17 protein-coding genes are annotated in these 20,826 nt (G+C 60.0%); 14 read left to right on the top strand and 3 right to left on the bottom strand.

What is annotated here, in order from left to right; all coding sequences use genetic code 11:
- Window positions 1–65 precede the first annotated feature (65 nt).
- From tig to ACRAWE_RS14670, 8 genes are all read left to right on the top strand, one after another.
- Complete coding sequence (gene tig / locus ACRAWE_RS14705) at window positions 66–1,370, top strand: trigger factor (RefSeq protein WP_025160063.1); 1,305 nt, start codon at window positions 66–68, stop codon at window positions 1,368–1,370.
- 438 nt (window positions 1,371–1,808) lie between these two features.
- Window positions 1,809–2,432, top strand: a complete 624-nt coding sequence (clpP, locus tag ACRAWE_RS14700) for an ATP-dependent Clp endopeptidase proteolytic subunit ClpP (RefSeq protein ID WP_016928858.1) — start codon at window positions 1,809–1,811, stop codon at window positions 2,430–2,432.
- Between the two features lie 143 nt (window positions 2,433–2,575).
- Window positions 2,576–3,847 carry an ATP-dependent protease ATP-binding subunit ClpX gene (gene clpX / locus ACRAWE_RS14695; RefSeq protein ID WP_004940354.1) on the top strand — a complete coding sequence of 424 codons (1,272 nt, stop codon included), beginning with the start codon at window positions 2,576–2,578 and terminating at the stop codon, window positions 3,845–3,847.
- A gap of 194 nt (window positions 3,848–4,041) precedes the next feature.
- Complete coding sequence (gene lon, locus ACRAWE_RS14690; protein ID WP_004940352.1) at window positions 4,042–6,396, top strand: endopeptidase La; 2,355 nt, start codon at window positions 4,042–4,044, stop codon at window positions 6,394–6,396.
- 216 nt (window positions 6,397–6,612) lie between these two features.
- Window positions 6,613–6,885 (top strand): nucleoid-associated protein HU-beta, encoded by a 273-nt coding sequence (hupB, locus tag ACRAWE_RS14685; protein WP_004940351.1) that lies wholly within the window; start codon window positions 6,613–6,615, stop codon window positions 6,883–6,885.
- A gap of 178 nt (window positions 6,886–7,063) precedes the next feature.
- Window positions 7,064–8,947 carry a peptidylprolyl isomerase gene (ppiD, locus tag ACRAWE_RS14680; RefSeq protein WP_063918843.1) on the top strand — a complete coding sequence of 628 codons (1,884 nt, stop codon included), beginning with the start codon at window positions 7,064–7,066 and terminating at the stop codon, window positions 8,945–8,947.
- Between the two features lie 138 nt (window positions 8,948–9,085).
- Window positions 9,086–9,469, top strand: a complete 384-nt coding sequence (locus tag ACRAWE_RS14675; RefSeq protein WP_019454187.1) for a ComEA family DNA-binding protein — start codon at window positions 9,086–9,088, stop codon at window positions 9,467–9,469.
- A gap of 154 nt (window positions 9,470–9,623) precedes the next feature.
- On the top strand, window positions 9,624–10,025 hold the full coding sequence (locus tag ACRAWE_RS14670; RefSeq protein ID WP_019454186.1) for an acyl-CoA thioesterase: 402 nt from the start codon (window positions 9,624–9,626) through the stop codon (window positions 10,023–10,025).
- A gap of 47 nt (window positions 10,026–10,072) precedes the next feature.
- On the opposite strand, the gene queC is transcribed toward ACRAWE_RS14670, so the two are convergent.
- Entirely contained in the window at window positions 10,073–10,771 is a 699-nt protein-coding gene (queC, locus tag ACRAWE_RS14665; protein WP_063919579.1) for a 7-cyano-7-deazaguanine synthase QueC, read from the bottom strand.
- A gap of 115 nt (window positions 10,772–10,886) precedes the next feature.
- Window positions 10,887–12,602 (bottom strand): SgrR family transcriptional regulator, encoded by a 1,716-nt coding sequence (locus ACRAWE_RS14660; protein WP_432525520.1) that lies wholly within the window; start codon window positions 12,600–12,602, stop codon window positions 10,887–10,889.
- Between the two features lie 104 nt (window positions 12,603–12,706).
- Here ACRAWE_RS14660 and cof point away from each other — a divergent pair, with 104 nt between their 5' ends.
- Window positions 12,707–13,531: an HMP-PP phosphatase gene (cof, locus tag ACRAWE_RS14655; RefSeq protein ID WP_019454183.1), complete on the top strand. Its 825-nt coding sequence runs from the start codon at window positions 12,707–12,709 to the stop codon at window positions 13,529–13,531.
- Between the two features lie 60 nt (window positions 13,532–13,591).
- Here cof and ACRAWE_RS14650 read toward each other — a convergent pair whose 3' ends face one another.
- Window positions 13,592–14,632: a PLP-dependent cysteine synthase family protein gene (locus ACRAWE_RS14650; protein ID WP_004940335.1), complete on the bottom strand. Its 1,041-nt coding sequence runs from the start codon at window positions 14,630–14,632 to the stop codon at window positions 13,592–13,594.
- Between the two features lie 122 nt (window positions 14,633–14,754).
- Here ACRAWE_RS14650 and ACRAWE_RS14645 point away from each other — a divergent pair, with 122 nt between their 5' ends.
- The 5 genes from ACRAWE_RS14645 to amtB all read left to right on the top strand — a co-directional run bounded on the left by ACRAWE_RS14645 (window position 14,755) and on the right by amtB (window position 20,795).
- Entirely contained in the window at window positions 14,755–15,216 is a 462-nt protein-coding gene (locus ACRAWE_RS14645; protein WP_004940330.1) for an Lrp/AsnC family transcriptional regulator, read from the top strand.
- Window positions 15,217–15,308: 92 nt separating this feature from the next.
- Window positions 15,309–17,084, top strand: a complete 1,776-nt coding sequence (gene smdA / locus ACRAWE_RS14640; protein ID WP_211129840.1) for a multidrug efflux ABC transporter permease/ATP-binding subunit SmdA — start codon at window positions 15,309–15,311, stop codon at window positions 17,082–17,084.
- On the top strand, window positions 17,077–18,855 hold the full coding sequence (gene smdB / locus ACRAWE_RS14635; RefSeq protein WP_019454180.1) for a multidrug efflux ABC transporter permease/ATP-binding subunit SmdB: 1,779 nt from the start codon (window positions 17,077–17,079) through the stop codon (window positions 18,853–18,855). The genes smdA and smdB overlap by 8 nt, the downstream gene beginning before the upstream one ends.
- A 278-nt stretch (window positions 18,856–19,133) precedes the next feature.
- Window positions 19,134–19,472: a P-II family nitrogen regulator gene (gene glnK / locus ACRAWE_RS14630; RefSeq protein ID WP_004940327.1), complete on the top strand. Its 339-nt coding sequence runs from the start codon at window positions 19,134–19,136 to the stop codon at window positions 19,470–19,472.
- Between the two features lie 36 nt (window positions 19,473–19,508).
- Window positions 19,509–20,795: an ammonium transporter AmtB gene (gene amtB / locus ACRAWE_RS14625; protein ID WP_063918847.1), complete on the top strand. Its 1,287-nt coding sequence runs from the start codon at window positions 19,509–19,511 to the stop codon at window positions 20,793–20,795.
- The last annotated feature ends 31 nt before the right edge of the window (window positions 20,796–20,826 follow it).

Here is a 20,826-nt window from a genome sequence, read left to right as displayed (position 1 = left end):
TTTGTAGCCGTCCTGGTTCTTGGAACGGAGTTGACCGAGCACTGTGATTTTTTTGAGGTAACAAGATGCAAGTTTCAGTAGAAACCACTCAAGGCCTTGGGCGCCGTCTCTCTATTACTGTACCGGCTGATACTATCAAGCAGGCGGTGAAGAAAGAGCTGATCAACGCAGCGAAAAGCGTGCGTATCGACGGCTTCCGCAAAGGCAAAGTGCCGATGAACATCGTGGAACAGCGTTACGGCGCCTCTGTTCGTCAGGACGTGCTGGGCGAAGCGATGCAGCGCAGCTTCGTTGACGCGATCATCAAAGAAAAGATTAATCCGGCCGGCGCACCAAACTACGTGCCGGGCGAGTACAAAGAAGGTGAAGACTTCACTTTCGCCGTTGAATTCGAAGTGTATCCAGAAGTTGAGCTGAAAGGCCTGGAAAACATCGAAGTTGAAAAACCAGTGGTTGAAGTGAACGACGAAGACGTCGACGCGATGCTGGACACTCTGCGCAAGCAGCAGGCGACCTGGAAAGAAACCGATCGCGCAGCGGAAGCTGAAGATCGCGTGACCGTTGACTTCACCGGTTCTATCGACGGTGAAGAGTTCGAAGGCGGCAAAGCGTCCGACTTCGTGCTGGCAATGGGCCAGGGCCGCATGATCCCAGGCTTCGAAGAAGGTCTGGTCGGCCACAAAGCGGGCGAAGAGTTCTCCATCGACGTGAACTTCCCGGAAGATTACCACGCGGAAAACCTGAAGGGCAAAGCGGCCAAATTCGCTATCGTGCTGAAGAAAGTTGAAGAGCGCGAGCTGCCGGAACTGACCGAAGAGTTCATCAAGCGTTTCGGCGTGGCGGACGGTTCCGTTGCCGGCCTGCGCACCGAAGTTCGCAAGAACATGGAGCGCGAGCTGAAAGGCGCCGTGCGTAACCGCATCAAGTCTCAGGCGATCGAAGGCCTGGTGAGCGCGAACGAAATCGACGTGCCTGCTGCACTGATCGACGGCGAAATCGACGTGCTGCGCCGTCAGGCTGCACAGCGTTTCGGCGGCAACGAGAAGCAAGCGCTGGAACTGCCACGTGAGCTGTTCGAAGAGCAAGCGAAACGCCGCGTAGTGGTTGGCCTGCTGCTGGGCGAAGTGATCAGCACCAATGAGCTGAAAGCTGACGAAGACCGCGTGAAGACGCTGATCGAAGAAATGGCTTCCGCCTACGAAGATCCGAGCGAAGTCATCGAGTTCTACAGCAAAAACAAAGAGCTGATGAACAACATGCGCAACGTGGCTCTGGAAGAGCAAGCGGTTGAAGCCCTGCTGGCCAAAGCGAAAGTGACTGAAAAAGCCACTACCTTCAGCGAGCTGATGAACCAGACCCAACAGGCGTAATGCCTGCGTGACGGGCGCGATGAACGGCGCCCCCGGTTTCGCCTGGCGAACCGGCGCGCGATGAAAAAGCCCGCAACCCCAGGTTGCGGGCTTTTCTTTTGGCCACGTTGCTGATTAATCTCAGGTTAAGCGGGGCAATATGCACTATATTTACCCTGTTGCCTGGGGAACTGGCTGGCATGATAAAGGTCAGAATAACGGCATCGTTTCCGGCGCGCGGAGAAAATCGGCCTCTGGGCTTGAAATCGCGCCGGGCTCCCCCCATCTGTAAAGAATAATTCTGGGGCTGTTTGCCAAAGTGCGCGGGATGAAATAACCGTCGGGTACGTGTGGCGCGGGTCGAATGCTTGAGCATAGTCATCATGGCCGTTCTCAAGTAGAATCGGCGTATTAGGGTGACACCCTGGCCGCCAAGGCAATTTCTATTAGGAGACGGTAATGTCATACAGTGGCGAACGAGATCAATTTGCACCGAACATGGCGCTGGTGCCGATGGTGGTAGAGCAGACTTCACGCGGGGAGCGTTCTTACGACATCTATTCCCGCCTGCTGAAAGAGCGCATCATTTTCCTGACCGGCCAGGTGGAAGATCACATGGCCAACCTGATCGTGGCGCAAATGCTGTTCCTCGAGGCGGAAAGCCCGGAAAAAGACATTTTCCTCTATATCAACTCGCCGGGCGGGGTGATCACCGCGGGCATGTCGATTTACGACACCATGAAGTTCATCAAGCCGGACGTCAGCACCATCTGTATGGGCCAGGCGTGCTCGATGGGTTCCTTCCTGCTGACCGCAGGCGCCAAAGGCAAACGTTTCTGTCTGCCGAATTCGCGCGTGATGATTCACCAGCCGCTGGGCGGCTACCAGGGCCAGGCGACGGACATCGAAATCCACGCGCGCGAAATCCTCAAGGTGAAAGCGCGCATGAATGAACTGATGGCCGAGCATACCGGCCAGCCGCTGGAGCAGATCGAGCGCGACACCGAGCGCGATCGCTTTATGACCGCGGAAGAAGCCGTGGAATACGGCCTGGTTGACGGCATTCTGACACACCGCAGCTAGAACCACGCGGCGCCGATGGACTATAGTAATCAGAGTGGGCGGGGGCTCGCTCTGTTGTGGCCCCTCGGCGTTCCCGATATGAGTTTGGGCGCACTGCCGCCGTGATTTTCCTGCGGGACAAGACTAAAGAAGAGGTTTGACTGATGACAGATAAGCGCAAAGACGGTTCAGGAAAGCTGCTGTACTGCTCTTTTTGCGGCAAAAGCCAGCATGAAGTGCGTAAGCTGATTGCCGGGCCGTCAGTGTATATCTGCGATGAATGTGTCGATCTGTGTAACGACATTATTCGCGAAGAGATTAAAGAAGTTGCCCCGCATCGTGAGCGCAGTGCGCTGCCGACGCCGCACGAGATCCGCCACCACCTGGATGACTACGTCATCGGCCAGGAGCAGGCGAAGAAAGTGCTGGCGGTTGCGGTGTACAACCACTACAAACGCCTGCGCAACGGCGATACCAGCAACGGTATCGAGTTGGGCAAGAGCAACATCTTGCTGATCGGCCCGACCGGCAGCGGCAAGACCCTGCTGGCGGAAACGCTGGCGCGCTTCCTGGACGTGCCGTTCACCATGGCCGACGCCACCACGCTGACCGAAGCCGGTTACGTGGGCGAGGACGTGGAAAATATTATCCAGAAGCTGCTGCAAAAATGTGACTATGACGTGCAGAAAGCGCAGCGCGGCATCGTTTATATCGATGAAATCGATAAGATTTCCCGCAAGTCCGACAACCCGTCGATCACGCGTGACGTTTCGGGTGAAGGCGTGCAGCAGGCGCTGCTGAAGCTGATTGAAGGCACCATCGCCGCGGTTCCGCCGCAGGGTGGGCGCAAGCATCCGCAGCAGGAGTTCCTGCAGGTCGACACCTCCAAGATCCTGTTTATCTGCGGCGGCGCATTCGCCGGCTTGGATAAGGTGATCGGCCAGCGTGTCAACACCGGTTCCGGCATCGGTTTCGGCGCGACCGTCAAGGGCGAATCAGAGAAGGCCACCGAAGGCGAACTGTTGCTGCAGGCCGAGCCGGAAGACCTGATCAAGTTTGGTCTGATCCCTGAGTTCATCGGCCGTCTGCCGGTGGTGGCGACCCTGAGCGAGCTGAGCGAAGACGCGCTGATTCAGATCCTGAAAGAGCCGAAGAACGCCTTGACCAAGCAGTATCAGGCGCTGTTCAACCTGGAAGGCGTGGAGCTGGAGTTCCGCGACGAAGCGCTGAATGCCATCGCCAAGAAAGCCATGGCGCGCAAAACCGGCGCCCGCGGCCTGCGTTCCATCGTGGAAGGCGCGCTGCTCGACACCATGTACGATCTGCCGTCGATGGACAGCGTAGACAAAGTGGTGATCGACGAGTCGGTCATCGCCGGCCAATCCAAGCCGCTGCTGATTTACGGCAAGCCGGAAGCGCAGGCGTCTGGCGAATAATTAGCCAGTTAAACCAGAGCGTTATCAGCAAAATGGGGGATTTCATCCCCCATTTCTTTTTCCTGCATTCTTGCCGTTGAATGTAAGAGATTCATCCCCATATACTCATTAACCAGATTTTATGAAACGTTAGATGCTTGCGTCTCATGAGATTCCCCCTCAACCTGGCGGAAATTAAACTAAGAGAGAGCTCTATGAACCCTGAGCGTTCCGAACGCATTGAAATCCCCGTCTTGCCATTGCGCGACGTGGTGGTTTATCCGCACATGGTGATCCCGTTATTTGTTGGCCGGGAAAAATCGATTCGGTGCCTCGAAGCCGCAATGGATCACGATAAGAAGATCATGCTGGTGGCACAGAAAGAGGCCTCAACGGATGAACCTGGCATTAACGACTTGTTCTCGGTCGGCACCGTAGCGTCGATCCTGCAGATGCTGAAGCTGCCGGACGGCACGGTAAAAGTGCTGGTCGAGGGGCTGCAGCGCGCACGCATCACTACGCTGTCCGACAGCGGTGAGCATTTCGCCGCGCAGGCGGAATACCTTGAGTCGCCGGCTATCGACGAGCGCGAGCAGGAAGTGCTGGTGCGCACCGCGATCAATCAGTTTGAAGGCTATATCAAACTGAATAAAAAAATCCCGCCGGAGGTGCTGACGTCACTCAACAGCATCGACGACGCCGCGCGCCTGGCGGACACCATCGCCGCCCACATGCCGCTGAAACTCAGCGACAAGCAGTCGGTGCTCGAGATGTCCGACATCACCGAGCGTTTGGAATACCTGATGGCGATGATGGAGTCGGAGATCGACCTGCTGCAGGTTGAGAAACGCATCCGTAACCGCGTCAAGAAGCAGATGGAGAAGAGCCAGCGCGAGTACTATCTGAATGAGCAGATGAAGGCGATTCAGAAAGAACTGGGCGAGATGGACGACGCGCCGGACGAGCACGAAGCGCTGAAGCGCAAGATCGATGCGGCGAAAATGCCGAAAGAGGCGCGCGAAAAAACCGAAGCGGAACTGCAAAAGCTGAAGATGATGTCGCCGATGTCGGCGGAAGCGACCGTGGTGCGCGGCTACATCGACTGGATGCTGCAGGTGCCGTGGAATGCGCGCAGCAAGGTGAAAAAAGACCTGAACAAGGCGCAGGAAGTGCTCGATACCGATCACTACGGCCTGGAGCGCGTCAAAGATCGCATCCTCGAGTACCTCGCGGTGCAGAGCCGCGTCAGCAAAATCAAGGGGCCGATCCTGTGTCTGGTGGGGCCGCCGGGCGTGGGTAAAACCTCGCTGGGGCAGTCGATCGCCAAAGCGACCGGTCGCCAGTACGTACGCATGGCGCTGGGCGGCGTGCGTGACGAAGCGGAAATCCGCGGTCACCGTCGTACCTACATCGGTTCGATGCCGGGCAAGCTGATCCAGAAGATGGCCAAGGTTGGGGTGAAGAACCCGCTGTTCCTGCTGGATGAGATCGACAAGATGTCTTCCGACATGCGCGGCGATCCGGCCTCCGCTCTGCTGGAGGTGCTGGATCCGGAACAGAACGTGGCGTTCAACGACCACTACCTGGAAGTGGATTACGATCTGTCCGACGTGATGTTCGTCGCCACCTCGAACTCGATGAACATCCCTGCGCCGCTGCTGGACCGTATGGAAGTGATCCGCCTGTCGGGTTACACCGAGGACGAGAAGCTCAATATCGCCAAGCAGCACCTGCTGCCGAAGCAGCTCGAGCGCAATGCGCTGAAAAAAGGCGAACTGACGGTCGACGACAGCGCCATTATCGGCATCATTCGCTTCTACACCCGCGAAGCCGGGGTGCGCAGCCTGGAGCGCGAAATCTCCAAACTGTGCCGTAAAGCGGTGAAAACGCTGCTGATGGACAAAAAGCGCAAGCATATCGAGATCAACGGCGACAACCTGAAGGATTACCTGGGCGTGCAGCGCGTCGATTACGGCCGTGCGGATACCGAAAACCGCGTGGGCGAAGTCACCGGGCTGGCGTGGACGGAAGTGGGCGGCGATCTGCTGACCATCGAAACCGCCTGCGTGCCGGGCAAAGGCAAGCTGACCTATACCGGTTCTCTGGGTGAAGTGATGCAGGAATCGATTCAGGCTGCGCTGACCGTGGTGCGCGCGCGCGCGGAGAAACTGGGCATCAACGCCGATTTCTACGAGAAGCGCGACATCCACGTGCACGTGCCGGAAGGGGCGACGCCGAAAGACGGCCCGAGCGCCGGTATTGCGATGTGCACCGCGCTGGTCTCCTGCCTGACCGGCAACCCGGTACGCGCCGATGTGGCGATGACCGGCGAGATCACGCTGCGCGGTCAGGTGTTGCCGATCGGCGGCCTGAAAGAGAAGCTGTTGGCGGCGCATCGCGGCGGCATCAAAACCGTGCTGATCCCTTATGAGAACAAGCGCGATCTGGAAGAGATTCCGGACAATGTTATCGCCGATCTGGAGATTCATCCGGTGCAGCGAATCGATGAAGTTTTGAACATTGCGTTGCAAAACCCGGCCTTCGGCGCACTGCCGGTAGCGGCAAAATAGTGACGAATCGCAAAAACCATTGATAAAACTTATACTGGCAAGCCATTTCGGACTTGCCAGTATTTTTTTGTACCGCTAAGTTAGATCTCTGTCGGCCCGCGTTTTGCCACCCAGTCGGTGGCTTGCCAAGGTTCGATGGGATTGATATAACAGCTGCGCTGTCGCAACCGTAGGGATTTTTCGGTGCGACGATAGAATTCTAGAGGGGATGATAGAGTGAATAAGTCACAACTGATCGACAAGATTGCCGCAGGTGCTGATATTTCCAAAGCGGCAGCTGGACGTGCTTTAGACGCAGTAATCGCTTCCGTTACCGACTCTCTGAAAGCAGGGGATGACGTGGCTCTGGTAGGTTTCGGTTCCTTCACCGTGCGTGAACGTTCGGCTCGTACCGGCCGTAACCCGCAGACCGGTAAAGAAATCAAGATCGCGGCAGCCAAAGTACCGGCCTTCCGTGCAGGGAAAGCGCTGAAAGACGCTGTAAACTGATTTGGCGTCTAACCGTTTAGCGTAACAGGGTTTTGTAATAAACAATCACCTGACGCAGCGGTGCTGGTAAGGTAAGATACAAGGCGCATCGGACTGATGCGCTTTTTTTATTTTTGTCGCAGGGAACGCGCCTGCACAAGGGTTGTTAATCCACATCACAGCGGAGTGTTGTCACACTATGATGGACAATTTACGCGCGGCTGCTAATCACGTCGTGCTCAAAATCATCCTGGCCCTGATCATCCTGTCATTCGTTCTGACCGGGGTGGGTAACTACCTGATCGGCGGCTCCGGCGATTATGCTGCGAAAGTAAATGGTCAGACGATCGAACGCGCTCAGCTGGAACAGGCTTTCCAGAGCGAACGCAGCCGCATGCAGCAGCAGCTGGGTGACCAGTTCTCCGCGCTGGCCGGCAACGAAGGCTACATGCAGCAGATGCGCCGTCAGGTGTTGTCCCAGTTGATCGACAACATGCTGCTCGACCAGTACGCCAAGAAGCTGGGCCTGGCGGTCAGCGACGATCAGATCAAGGACGCCATCCGCAAGGCGCCTTACTTCCAGACCAACGGCCAGTTCGATAACGCCAAATACCTCGACCTGATCGGCCGCATGGGCTACACCGCCGACAACTTCGCGCAGTCGATGCGCCAGCAGTTGGTCAATCAGCAGCTGATCCAGGCCTTCGGCGAATCCGGCTTCGTGCTGCCGTCCGAATCGCAAGCCATGGCGGCGCTGGTGCTGCAGGAGCGCGACGTGCGCCTGGCGACCATCGATCTGAAGGCGCTGCAGGCGAAACAGAGCGCCGGCGACGACGAACTGAAGGCGTATTACGATCAGAACAAAAACAGCTTCATCGCACCGGAGCAGGTGAAGGTGAGCTATATCCCGCTGGACGCCGCGTCCATGCAGGACAAGGTGAAAGTGAGCGAAGAGGACATCAGCGCTTACTACGACCAGCACAAGAGCAGCTACGGCCAGCCGGAGCGTAAAAACTACAGCGTGATCCAGCTGAAAACCGAGGCGGAAGCCAACGCGGCGCTGGATGAGCTGAAGAAGGGCGCCGATTTCGCCACCCTGGCGAAAGAAAAATCCACCGACATCATCTCACGCCGCACCGGCGGCGAGCTGGGTTGGCTGGAGCCGGAAACCACCGCCGACGAGCTGAAGCAGGCCAACCTGACCGAGAAAGGGCAGCTGTCTGGCGTAGTGAAATCCTCCGTCGGTTACCTGATCGTGCGTTTGAACGACATCGAACCTGAGAAACTGAAGCCGCTGAGCGAAGTGCACGACGCTATCGCCAAGCAGGTGCAGCAGGAGAAAGCGGTAGACGCCTATTATGCGCTGCAGCAGAAGGTGAGCGAAGCGGCGACCAGTGATAACGAATCTCTGGCCTCGGCCGAAGAAGCGGCCGGCGTGAAAGCGGCGCAAAGCGACTGGTTCACCCGCGACAACATCCCTACCGCGCTGAACTTCAAGCCGGTGGTGCAGGCGATCTTCGACGGCTCGCTGATCGGCGAGAACGGCGCGCCGGGCAGCAACTCCGACGTGATCACCGTAGACGGCGACCGCGCCTTCGTGGTGCGCGTGAGCGGCCACAAGCCGGAAGGCATTGAGCCGTTCGACCAGGTGAAAGATCGCGTAGCGGATCTGGTGAAACGCAACAAGGCAGTGCAGGAAGCGAAGCTGCAGGGCGAGAAGTTGCTGGTTGAGCTGAAGCAAGGCAAGGGCGATGAGGCGATGAAAGCCGCCGGCCTGAGCTTTGGCGCCGTGCAGAAGATGGCGCGCGCACCGGAAGACAGCCAGCTGGTGGAAAGCGTGTTCGCGCTGCCGCACCCGCAGGACGGTAAGCCGGTTTACGGCATGTCGCAGGATCGCCAGGACAACGTGGTGTTGATCGCACTCGATGCGGTGAAGCCAGGCACGCTGCCGGAAGACGAAATGAAAACCTTCGTCGGCAAGATGGAAGAGGGCGCGACCGGCGTCTCCTTCGATTCGCTGCTGGCGAGCCTGCGTAAAGAAGCCAAGATCAAAATGGGCGCCGCTGAGCAACAGCCGCAGTAATCGCCGCATTTTTCTGCAACGCAGTGCAACAAACAAAGGCCGCTTTCGCGGCCTTTTCCACATCTGGCATCCGCCGATTGCTGAATATCCCCCGCCGCGGCAAGGTAGCCGTGCTGTCACACACAAGGAGGATACAGCATGCAACCTACAGAGAAAAAAACGCTTTCCGGTTACCGTCATCACGTTGCAGCCGCGCTGACCGCGCTGTTGTTATGTCTGGCCGCAGGGCCGGCCGCCGCGGCGGAAAAAGCCGAAGCGCCGGCGCCGATGCTTTCGGCCCCGGCGAGCAACGGCGGGCAACCGGCGATAACCAAGGCGGCTGAAGAGGCGGCGGTCAGCATCAATCAGGCCACCGCCGAGCAGTTGGCCGCCGCCTTGAGCGGCGTCGGCCTGAAGAAGGCGGAAGGCATCGTGCGCTATCGCGAGCAGAATGGGCCGTTCACTCAGGTGGAACAATTGCAGGAGGTACCGGGCATCGGGCCGGCGCTGTTTGAGAAGAATCGCACCCGGTTGAAAATGTGATCCCGGTCGCGGCTGCGTGGCAAAATACCGCTGAGGCCGCGCGTCCTCTGCTACATTTTACAGGTCTTACCAGTTTGGCGCATTGACCAAACGGGCGAGGGAGCCAGCGCGGCTCCCTTTTTCTGTAATCACCAGGCAGGAGCGATCGTTCCCTATGCAAACCTTTATCAAAGTTCGCGGTTATCACCTTGATGTCTATCAGCACGTCAACAACGCCCGCTATCTGGAGTTTCTGGAAGAAGCGCGCTGGGAGTGGCTGGAGAACGAGGCCGGGTTCCGCTGGATGACGGAAAACAACATCGCTTTCATCGTGGTGAACATCAATATCAACTACCGCAGCCCGGCGGTATTGGGGGATAAGCTGCGTATCGACAGCCAGATGGTACAGCTCAATGGCAAGAGCGGGGTGCTAAGCCAAAAGGTAACGCAGGATCCGGCCGGGACGGTGGTGGCCGACGCGCTGCTGACTTTCGTGTGCGTCGATCTGAAAACGCAGCGGGCGCTGCCGATTGAAGGGGAGCTGCGCGAGCACCTGGAAGCGCTCACGCCAAGATAACATTCGCAATCAACTCACCGGCGGCAGGGGCTGCCGCCGTCACTGCCTCAGGCCAGACCGGCCTTCTGTTTCAACGCCGCCATCACTTCCGCCTGGTTGGCTCGATACTGCGTCAGGCCATTGGCGCGCAGGTTGCAGGCGGCGCATTCGCCGCAGCCGTCGCCCTTGATGCCGTTGTAGCAGGTCAGCGTATCCTGGCGCACGCGATCCAGCTGGTGGTAATAATCCGCCAACGCCCAGGTTTCAGCCTTGTTCAGCCACATCAGTGGCGTTTCGAAGCGGATATCGCGGGCGATGCCCAGCACTACCGCCTGGTTCAGCGCTTTGACGAACTCGTCGCGACAGTCCGGGTAGCCGGAGAAATCGGTTTCACACACGCCGGTGATCACCGCTTCCGCTTCCACCTGGTAAGCGTAGATCGCTGCCAGCGTCAGGAACAGGATGTTGCGGCCCGGCACAAAGGTGCTCGGCAGCGCGTTTTTCTGGTTGGGATCGTAGGCGGGAACCGGGATATTGTCGCGCGTCAGGCTGCTGACGGCCAGCTCATTGAGCAGCGTGACGTCCAGCACCTTATGCGCTTTGGCGCCGAGAGCCACCGACAGCTCTTGAGCCACTTCAATTTCGGCGCGATGACGCTGGCCGTAATCGAACGTGACGCAGTGAACTTCGTCATATTGTTGCAATGCCTGGATCAGGCAGGTCGTAGAGTCTTGTCCACCGCTGAAAACGACAACCGCGCGCTTCATAAAATCACCTTTTTGGACTTTGGCCATTCCCGATACACATTCGGGCGGCAGAATAAAAATTGCGTTGCGGCGACAATAGTAGCAGAAAGGGCCGCCAGACGCAGGGCGGTTCGGTTCAGGCCGCTCCGTCGTCCACCGGCGGCGGCAGCCACGCCTGGCAAAAATCGAACCAGCCGTGGGCGGTCAGCGTCACGCCATGCATGCGCGGCGGCGCGCTGATCTGATACTGGTAGTGAAACAGCGGCGTGATGATGGCGGCGGCCATCAGCTGTTGATAATAGGCCTGCAGCCTCTCGAAGCGCGGTTGCTGCGCTTGCAGCTGCTGGATCTGCCGCAACGTATCCTGTTGCTGCTGCCAGCGGCTTTCCGTCAGGATGCCGCGCCACAGCGTATCCTGCCGCAGCCAGCTCTCCAGCGTCGCCTCCGGCGCCTCGCCGATCAGGTTGTCCGCCAGCAGCAGGTCGGCTTGGGCGATCTGCGCCTCGCTTTGCCAGCGCTTGCCGGCATAGTAGCGCACCTCCAGCTCGCAGCCGTGCTGCGCCAGCAGCCGTTGCAGCGCGACCGTCACCGTTTCCAGCTCGACCGGCGGCCGATACAGCAGCGTCAGCCGCGCGGGCAGAGGGACGTCCTCCTCGATCCGTTGGCTGGGAATACGCCAGCCGGGCAGCATTTCATGGCTTGGGATGATCACGCTGTTGGGAATCGGCAAATGGCTTAGCAGGCCGGACTGCTGGATCAGCATCAGCAGTTTTTGCCCCTGGGCTTCGCTCAGCACGCCGTGGCGCAGGTTCAGCGCCAGGTAACACCAGCCCAGGCTCATGCTGCGCTGCACCGGCCGGGCCTGCGCCAAATCCTCTTGTTGGCCGATGGTGATGCGCACCGGATGCTGGCAGCTGGTGTCGGAACCGGCGGTGGGCAAATCGGGAGTGATCCAGTATTCGATGGTGTCCAGATACGGATGTTGCAGATGGTAACCGGCGTGCTGCTCCAGCCGCACCAGCTGCGGTTCATTCAATGCCAGTTTGAACGGACCGGCGCCGATGGCGGGCAGTTCCGGGTGCGTCATCAGACAAGGCAGTTCCGCCAACCGGTGGGCCAGCCAATAGTCCGGCAGGCGCAGATCGAACTGAAGGCACAGCGGATGCGGCAAACTGATGTTGGCGACGTTGGCCAGGCTGGGTTGGCTGCGCGGGTGGTGCTGCAGTTTTTCCAGCGTTTGCAGCAGCTGTTGGCCGGTTAACAGTTCGCCGTTGTGCCAGCGCAGCTGGCTGCGCAAAAAGAAGCGCCAGCGTAGGCCGTGCTCGCCAATCTGCCAGTGGTGCGCCAGATCGGGCTGTGGTTCCGGGTTGCCGGTCATCAGGCGCGTCAGCCCGGCGTGCAGGGTCGACACCAGATGTTGTTCGGCACGGCCGGTCAGCGTAAGCGGGTCGAGCGCCTCCAGCGTGCGGTAATAGGGAATGCGCAGCGTCGGGCTGCCGGCCTGCCATTGCCCGCCGAGGTGCGGGCTGAGCAGATCCTGCAGGTGCTGCGGATCGAGCTGCGCCATCTCCAACGCCCCCTGATGGTTGCCCTGTTGCAGCAGCTGTTGCAACAGCTGGGCGCGCAACTCATCCGGGGTTTTCAGGCAGTGCAGGCTGGCGCGTTTGCCGCGGCCCGGCTGCGAATGCCAGCTCAGCCAGCCCTGATCCTGCAACTGCTGCACCAGCGTGCGGGCGTGGCGTTCGCTGCAGTAGAACATCGCCGCCAGCTCGCCGATGGTCACGGCGACCGGCGCGCTGCCGAGCTGTTGGTACAGACGTTGATATTGGCTGAGACGGTGAACCAGGCGCATGAGCAGAAATCCGGAACAGTTTTCTCAAATTGTTCACTATTACTTCCGCAAATACCATCTCATACTGCACGGATTGTAATCGCGTTCACATCCAAGAGGTCTTTATGTATCGCCTGGCAGCTTTCGACATGGACGGCACGCTGTTGATGCCGGATCACCGGGTTGGCCCGGAAACGCTGGCGGTATTGAACCAGCTGGTGGAGCGGGAGATGGTGGTGACGTTCGCCACCGGGCGCCACTACCTCGATGCGCAACCGATCATGGCACAGCTGGGGTTGCAGGGCTATCTGATCACCGGCAACGGCACGCGGGTGTACGACAATCGAGGTCAACAGCTGCACGCCACCGATCTGCCGGCGGCGGTCGCCGAAGAGGTATTACATCACCATTGGCGCACCAGCGCCAGTATGCACGTGTTTCGCGACGAAGGTTGGCTGACCGAATTTCCCGTGCCGGAAGAGATGCTGCGGGCGCATCACCTGAGCGGCTTTCGTTTTCAGCTGGCCGAGGTGCGCCGCCTGCCGGCGTTCGGCAACAGCAAGGTGTGCTTTGTTGCGCCGCATGAGGAATTGCTGGCGTTACAGCTGCAGCTGCGGGCGCAGCTGGGCGGCGAGGCCGATCTGTGCTTCTCCGCCTACGACTGCCTGGAAGTGTTGCCGCTCGGCTGCAACAAGGGCGCGGCGCTGGAGCGGCTGAGCCGCCATCTGGGGCTGACGATGGCCGACTGCATGGCGTTCGGCGACGCGATGAACGACAAAGAGATGCTGGGGGCGGTGGGGCATGGCGTGGTGATGGGCAACGCCCTGCCGCAGCTGAAATCCCTGTTGCCGCAGCTGCCGGTTATCGGCCATTGCCAACAGCAGGCGGTGGCCCACTATTTACAACATTGGCTGCGTTCACCTTGCCTCACCTATTCCCCCGAAGAATGAGGTTCTCCTTACAGCCGGCCGGGTATGACTACCCGGCTTTTTTTTATCCGGAGCCTGGCGTTATAAATCCGCCAGCTGCGCCAGATAGGGTTGCAGGTCGCCGATGTTGTTGCTGACCCACTCCGGGTTGTAGTAGGTATCCAGGTAACGTTCGCCGCTGTCGCACAGCAGGGTGACGATCGCCCCTTGCTCGCCGTTTTCCCGCATCTGTTTCGCCAGCTGCAGCGCACCCCAGACGTTGGTGCCGGTGGAAGCGCCAACCTTGCGGCCGAGCACGCCTTCCAGCCAGTGAATGGTGGCGACGCTGGCGGCGTCCGGCACCCGCAGCATGTTGTCGACCACCGATGGGATGAACGACGGCTCGGCGCGCGGGCGGCCGATGCCTTCGATACGGCTGCCGCAGCTGCCGATCAGGGTGCGATCGCCGTGGTGGAAGCAGTCATAGAACACCGAGTTTTCCGGATCGACCACCGTCAATTGAGTGTCGTGCCCCTGATAGCGGATGTAGCGCCCCAGCGTGGCGGAGGTGCCGCCAGTGCCGGCGCTCATCACGATGTGCTTCGGCACCGGGAAGGGCTCGCGCGCCATCTGGCGGAAAATGCTGTCGGCGATATTGTTGTTGCCGCGCCAGTCGGTGGCGCGTTCGGCGTAGGTGAACTGATCCATATAGTGGCCGTTCAGCTCTTTCGCCAGCTGTTCGGAGGCGGCGTAGATCTGGGCGGCGTGATCGACGAAGTGACAGCGGCCGCCATAGAAGGCGATCTGCTCTACCTTGCGGCGCGCGGTGCAGGACGGCATCACCGCGATGAACGGCAGGCCGATCAGCCGCGCGAAGTAGGCTTCGGACACCGCCGTACTGCCGGAAGAGGCCTCGATGATGGTGGTGTTCTCGGTGATCCAGCCGTTGCACAGGCCATAAAGGAACAGCGAGCGGGCCAGGCGGTGTTTCAGGCTGCCTGTCGGGTGAGTGCTCTCATCTTTCAGGTACAGACAGATGCCGGGAAACGCCGGCAGATTCAGGCGGATCAGGTGCGTATCGGCGGAGCGCTGAAAATCCGCTTCTATTTCGCCGATAGCATATTTTACCCAAGAGTTTGTCATGATTTGGCCTCAGAATAGGGGGCAGGTTTATGGCGTAGCATAGCCTGTCGGCAGGAAAAAAGGATTGCCATTTTCCCTGTTTAATCGCCTAATGGGAGAAAAATTTTCTCCTGGTGGCCGCTATGTTAGATAAAACAGACCGTAAGCTGCTGTGCATGCTGCAGCAAGATTGCACCCAGTCGCTGCAGGCGTTGGCCGATGCGGTCAATTTGACCTCCACGCCGTGCTGGAAGCGTCTGAAGCGCCTGGAAGACGAAGGCTATATTCGCGGCCGGGTGGCCTTGCTGGATAACGAAAAGCTCGGGCTGGGGCTGACGGCGTTCGTGCTGATCAAGACCCAGCAGCACAGCAGCGAGTGGTATCAGGCGTTTGTACAGCTGACCAGCCAGATGCCCGAGGTGCTGGCGTTCTACCGTATGGCGGGAGAGTACGATTACCTGATGCAGGTCGAAGTGGCGGACATGAAAAGCTACGACGGCTTTTATAAGCGCCTGGTGAACGGCGTACCGGGCCTCATCGATGTCACCTCGAGCTTTGCCATGGAAAAAATCAAATACACCACCGCGCTGCCGGTGCCGGAGTGAAAAGTTCACCAGACGGGCGGGGCAACGGTGGTATCCTGCTCCGCTAAAGCAGAAAAAGAGACAAATCCCATAAAACCCTGGAATCAAACTGCGTGAGATTATTTGCACAAATCGGCTGGTACTTCCGCCGGGAGTGGCGCCGCTACCTGGGCGCGGTGGTATTGCTGATCGTCATCGCCATCCTGCAACTGCTGCCGCCTAAGCTGGTCGGCATTATCGTGGACGGCGTCACCGGAAAACAGATGTCTACCGGCGTGCTGATGGCCTGGCTTGGGCTGATGATCGGCACCGCGATCGTCGTTTACCTGCTGCGCTATGTGTGGCGGGTGCTGCTGTTCGGCGCCTCCTACCAGCTGGCGGTCGAGCTGCGGGAAAACTTTTACCGCCAGCTCAGCCGGCAAAACCCGGCGTTTTACCTGCGCCACCGCACCGGCGATCTGATGGCGCGGGCCACCAACGACGTGGACCGCGTGGTGTTCGCCGCCGGTGAAGGCGTGCTGACGCTGGTGGATTCGCTGGTGATGGGATTGGTGGTGCTGGTGGTGATGAGCACCCAAATCAGCTGGCAGCTGACGCTGCTGGCGTTGATCCCGATGCCGCTGATGGCGATCGCCATCAAATATTACGGCGACCAGCTGCACCAGCGTTTTAAATCGGCGCAGGCGGCGTTTTCCAGCCTGAACGATCAGGCGCAGGAAAGCATGACCAGCATCCGCATGATCAAGGCCTTCGGGCTGGAAGATCACCAATCCAACCGTTTCGCCGAGGTGGCGGCGCAGACCGGCGCCAAAAACATGCACGTGGCGCGGGTGGATGCGCGCTTCGATCCGACCATTTATATCGCCATCGGCGCCTCCAATCTGCTGGCCATCGGCGGCGGCAGCTGGATGGTGGTGAACGGTTCGCTGACGCTCGGGCAACTGACCAGCTTTGTGATGTACCTCGGCCTGATGATCTGGCCGATGTTGGCGCTGGCCTGGATGTTCAACATTGTCGAGCGCGGCAGCGCGGCCTACGGCCGTATCCGCAGCCTGCTCGACGAGGCGCCGGCGGTGCAGGACGGCCCGCAGGCGTTGCCGGCCGGGCGCGGCGTGCTGGAAGTGGATATCCGCGCGTTCCACTATCCGGAAAATCTGCACCCGGCGCTGCATGACGTGGCGCTGACGCTGAAACCGGGGCAGATGCTGGGGCTGTGCGGGCCGACCGGGGCCGGCAAGTCGACGCTGCTGTCGCTGATCCAGCGTCAGTTCGACGTCGATGAAGGGCAGATCCGCTATCACGGTCTGCCGCTGCCGCAGGTCAAACTCGACGATTGGCGTTCACGGCTGTCGGTAGTGAGCCAGACGCCGTTCCTGTTCTCCGATACCGTGGCGAACAATATCGCGCTGGGCCAGCCGGGGGCGACGCAGGCGCAGATCGAACAGGCGGCGCGGCTGGCCAGCGTCCATGAGGACATTCTGCGGTTGCCGCAGGGCTATGACACCGAAGTTGGCGAACGCGGCGTGATGCTGTCGGGCGGGCAGAAACAGCGCATCTCCATCGCGCGCGCGCTGCTGCTGGATGCGGAAATCCTGATCCTCGACGACGCGCTGTCGGCGGTGGACGGCCGTACCGAACATCAGATCCTGCACAACCTGCGCAGCTGGGGACAGGATCGCACGGTGATCATCAGTGCGCACCGGCTGTCGGCATTGACCGAAGCCAGCGAGATCCTGGTGATGCAGCACGGCGGCGTGGCGCAGCGCGGCGATCCGGCGTCGCTGGCTGCGCAGCCGGGCTGGTATCGCGATATGTACCGTTATCAGCAGTTGGAAGCGGCGCTGGACGAAGCGCCGGAAAACGGTGAGGAGGCGTTGGCCGATGAATAAAGTGCAAAAGCTGTGGCCGACGCTGAAGCGGCTGCTGGCCTATGGCTCGCCGTACCGCAAACCGCTGGGGCTGGCGGTGCTGATGCTGTGGGTGGCGGCGGCGGCGGAAGTCGCCGGGCCGATCCTGGTGAGTTATTTTATCGATAACTACGTTGCCAAAGGGCAACTGCCGATGATGATCGTCGGCGGTCTGGCGGCGGCTTATATTCTCCTGGAGCTGTTGGCGGCGGCGCTGCACTACTTTCAGGCGCTGCTGTTCAACCGGGCGGCGGTGGGCGTGGTGCAACGGCTGCGCACCGACGTGATGGACGCTGCGCTGCGCCAGCCGCTCAGCGCTTTCGACACGCAACCGGTCGGTCAATTGATCTCGCGCGTTACCAATGACACCGAAGTGATCAAGGATCTGTACGTGATGGTGGTCTCCACCGTACTGAAAAGCGCCGCGTTGATCGGCACCATGCTGGTGGCGATGTTCAGCCTCGACTGGCGCATGGCGCTGGTGGCCATCTGCATCTTCCCTGCGGTGTTTGTGGTGATGGGCATCTATCAATACTACAGCACGCCGATCGTGCGCCGGGTACGCAGTTATCTGGCGGACATCAACGATGGCTTCAACGAAGTGATCAACGGCATGGGCGTGATTCAGCAGTTCCGCCAGCAGGTGCGCTTCGGCGAGCGCATGAGCGCCGCCAGCCAGTCGCACTACCTCGCGCGCATGCAGACTCTGCGGCTCGACGGTTTCCTGTTGCGGCCGCTGCTCAGCCTGTTTTCGGCGCTGGTGCTGTGCGGCTTGCTGATGTTGTTCGGCTTCAGCGGTGAAGGCGTGATTGGCGTCGGCGTACTCTACGCTTTCATCAACTACCTGGGGCGCTTGAACGAACCTCTGATCGAGCTGACGTCACAGCAGTCGATTCTGCAGCAAGCGGTGGTGGCCGGCGAACGTATTTTCGAACTGATGGATCGCAGCCAGCAGAGTTACGGCGCCGACGATCGCCCGTTGGCCGGCGGGCGTATCGACATCACCGACCTGAGCTTCGCCTACCGTGCGGACAAAAAGGTGCTGCAGCATATTTCGCTGGCGGTGCCTTCGCGCGGCTTTGTGGCGCTGGTCGGTCACACCGGCAGCGGCAAGAGCACGTTGGCCAACCTGCTGATGGGCTATTACCCGGTCAGCGAGGGGGAAGTGCGCCTCGACGGTCGCCCGCTTGCCAGCCTGTCGCATCGCACGCTGCGCCAGGGCGTGGCGATGGTGCAACAGGATCCGGTGGTGATCGCCGATTCGGTGCTGGCCAACGTGACGCTGGGGCGCAACATCGATGAAGAGGCCGTTTGGCGGGCGCTGGAAACGGTGCAGCTGGCGGATCTGGTCCGCGGCTTCCCGCAGGGGATCCATACCCGACTGGGGGAACAGGGCAATAACCTGTCGGTCGGGCAGAAACAGCTGCTGGCGATGGCGCGAGTATTGGTGCAGGCGCCGCAGATCCTGATCCTCGATGAGGCGACCGCCAATATTGACTCGGGCACTGAACAGGCGATTCAGCGGGCGCTGCGCGTGATCCGCGAGCACACTACGCTGGTGGTGATCGCCCACCGGCTGTCGACCATCGTCGACGCCGATTCCATTCTGGTGCTGCATCGCGGCCAGGCGGTGGAGCAGGGCAACCATCAGCAGCTGCTGGCGCAACAGGGACGCTACTACCAGATGTACCAACTGCAGCTGGCGGGCGAGCAGCTGGCGGAAGCGGTGCGTGAGGAGAGCCAACCCGCCTGAACATGGGCCGCGATCGCGGCCCATCTTTCTTCCTAACGCACCACCAGCAGGCAACTCGCCAGCGCCATGCCCTCTTTCTGCACTTTTTCGACGCGATGCGCACCAAATCAGTGCGCATTATTTAACCCATTCAAGGTATCGGTGCCGCGCTGCGTCGCGGCGGCACCCGCCTGCCCGCTAATCTGCTGAATCGCCATGGAAAATTAAATTTGGCACAGCCCTTGCTACATATGACGCGTACCAGGGGTGAGTTTGGGCTTAATTCGTGGAGGGGCAATATGAAGCTGGTGACCGTGGTAATCAAACCGTTCAAGTTGGAGGACGTGCGCGAGGCCCTGTCCTCCGTGGGCATTCAAGGGTTGACCGTAACCGAAGTGAAGGGCTTTGGCCGCCAGAAGGGGCATGCCGAGCTGTATCGCGGCGCCGAATATAACGTCAACTTCCTGCCCAAGGTCAAAATCGATATCGCCATCGCCGACGATCAGTTGGATGAAGTGGTTGATGTGATTAGCAAAGCCGCCTACACCGGCAAAATCGGCGACGGCAAAATTTTCGTTGCCGAGTTGCAACGCGTGATCCGCATTCGCACTGGCGAAACCGACGAATCGGCACTGTAACCGCGAACTCAGTTAAGTAATGGGGATGGATTGATAATGAAAAGACTGTTATCCATGTTGGGCCTGAGTTCGGTAACCCTGGTTCCTTCTTTGGCTCTGGCCGCCCCGGCGGTCGCCGATAAGGCCGACAACGCCTTTATGATGATCTGCACCGCGTTGGTGCTGTTCATGACGCTGCCGGGCATCGCGCTGTTTTACGGCGGCCTGCTGCGCGGCAAAAACGTGCTGTCGATGCTGACGCAGGTCACCGTTACCTTTGCGCTGGTCTGCGTGCTGTGGGTGCTGTATGGCTACAGCCTGGCGTTCAGCGAGGGCAATGCGGTGTTCGGCGGGTTCGAAACCGCGATGCTGAAAGGCATCGGCATCGACAGCGTTACCGGCAGCATCAGCCAGATGATCCACGTCGCCTTCCAGGCCTCCTTCGCCTGCATTACCGTGGCGCTGGTGGTGGGGGGCTTCGCCGAGCGCATTCGCTTCTCGGCGGTGCTGATCTTCGCGATTGTGTGGTTCACCCTGTCTTATCTGCCGATCGCGCACATGGTGTGGGGCGGCGGCTACCTGGCCACCGACGGTGCATTGGACTTCGCCGGCGGCACCGTGGTGCACATTAACGCCGCCAGCGCCGGGCTGATCGGTGCCTACCTGATCGGCAAACGCGCCGGCTTCGGTAAAGAGGCGTTCAAACCGCACAACCTGCCGATGGTGTTTACCGGGGCGTCCATCCTGTATATCGGCTGGTTCGGCTTCAACGCCGGCTCCGCCAGTGCGGCTAACGGCATTGCGGCGCTGGCGTTCCTCAACACCGTCGTCGCCACCGCAGGCGCCATTCTGTCCTGGACCTTCGCCGAGTGGGTGTTGCGCGGCAAGCCTTCGCTGCTGGGCGCCTGCTCCGGTATGATCGCCGGACTGGTTGCGGTGACGCCGGCGGCGGGCACCGTGGGCGTGGGCGGGGCGTTGATCATCGGCCTGGTGGGCGGCGTCGCCGGCCTGTGGGGCGTGGTGACGCTGAAGAAATGGCTGAAGGTGGACGACACCTGCGACGTGTTCGGCGTGCACGGGGTGTGCGGAATCGTCGGCTGCCTGCTGACCGGCGTGTTCACCGCCTCTTCGCTGGGCGGCACCGGCTATGCCGAAGGGGTGACGATGGGCCATCAGGTCTGGATCCAGCTGGTGAGCGTGCTGATCACGTTGGTGTGGTCGAGCGCCGCCGCCTTTATCGCCTTCAAGATAGCGGGCGCCATGGTGGGGTTGAGAGTACCGGAAGAGCAGGAACGCGAAGGACTGGACGTCAACAGCCACGGCGAGAGCGCCTACAACCAGTAAGACTCGAAGCAGGGCAGTGCGCTAAACAGTA

The sequence above is a fragment of the Serratia sp. BFP-2025 genome (assembly GCF_050880365.1).
Taxonomy (GTDB): Bacteria; Pseudomonadota; Gammaproteobacteria; order Enterobacterales; family Enterobacteriaceae; genus Serratia; species Serratia surfactantfaciens.
The sequence above is the reverse complement of the archived record's forward strand: the minus strand, read 5'-3'. Positions and strand labels throughout refer to the sequence as shown.

Excerpts from the sequence above, each read along its gene's own strand:
- tig (WP_025160063.1), top strand. The coding sequence starts at position 66 with ATGCAAGTTTCAGTAGAAACCACTCAAGGCCTTGGGCGCCGTCTCTCT.
- clpP (WP_016928858.1), top strand. The coding sequence starts at position 1,809 with ATGTCATACAGTGGCGAACGAGATCAATTTGCACCGAACATGGCGCTG.
- clpX (WP_004940354.1), top strand. The coding sequence starts at position 2,576 with ATGACAGATAAGCGCAAAGACGGTTCAGGAAAGCTGCTGTACTGCTCT.
- lon (WP_004940352.1), top strand. The coding sequence starts at position 4,042 with ATGAACCCTGAGCGTTCCGAACGCATTGAAATCCCCGTCTTGCCATTG.
- ppiD (WP_063918843.1), top strand. The coding sequence starts at position 7,064 with ATGATGGACAATTTACGCGCGGCTGCTAATCACGTCGTGCTCAAAATC.
- ACRAWE_RS14675 (WP_019454187.1), top strand. The coding sequence starts at position 9,086 with ATGCAACCTACAGAGAAAAAAACGCTTTCCGGTTACCGTCATCACGTT.
- ACRAWE_RS14670 (WP_019454186.1), top strand. The coding sequence starts at position 9,624 with ATGCAAACCTTTATCAAAGTTCGCGGTTATCACCTTGATGTCTATCAG.
- queC (WP_063919579.1), bottom strand. The coding sequence starts at position 10,771 with ATGAAGCGCGCGGTTGTCGTTTTCAGCGGTGGACAAGACTCTACGACC.
- ACRAWE_RS14660 (WP_432525520.1), bottom strand. The coding sequence starts at position 12,602 with ATGCGCCTGGTTCACCGTCTCAGCCAATATCAACGTCTGTACCAACAG.
- cof (WP_019454183.1), top strand. The coding sequence starts at position 12,707 with ATGTATCGCCTGGCAGCTTTCGACATGGACGGCACGCTGTTGATGCCG.
- ACRAWE_RS14650 (WP_004940335.1), bottom strand. The coding sequence starts at position 14,632 with ATGACAAACTCTTGGGTAAAATATGCTATCGGCGAAATAGAAGCGGAT.
- ACRAWE_RS14645 (WP_004940330.1), top strand. The coding sequence starts at position 14,755 with ATGTTAGATAAAACAGACCGTAAGCTGCTGTGCATGCTGCAGCAAGAT.
- smdB (WP_019454180.1), top strand. The coding sequence starts at position 17,077 with ATGAATAAAGTGCAAAAGCTGTGGCCGACGCTGAAGCGGCTGCTGGCC.
- glnK (WP_004940327.1), top strand. The coding sequence starts at position 19,134 with ATGAAGCTGGTGACCGTGGTAATCAAACCGTTCAAGTTGGAGGACGTG.
- amtB (WP_063918847.1), top strand. The coding sequence starts at position 19,509 with ATGAAAAGACTGTTATCCATGTTGGGCCTGAGTTCGGTAACCCTGGTT.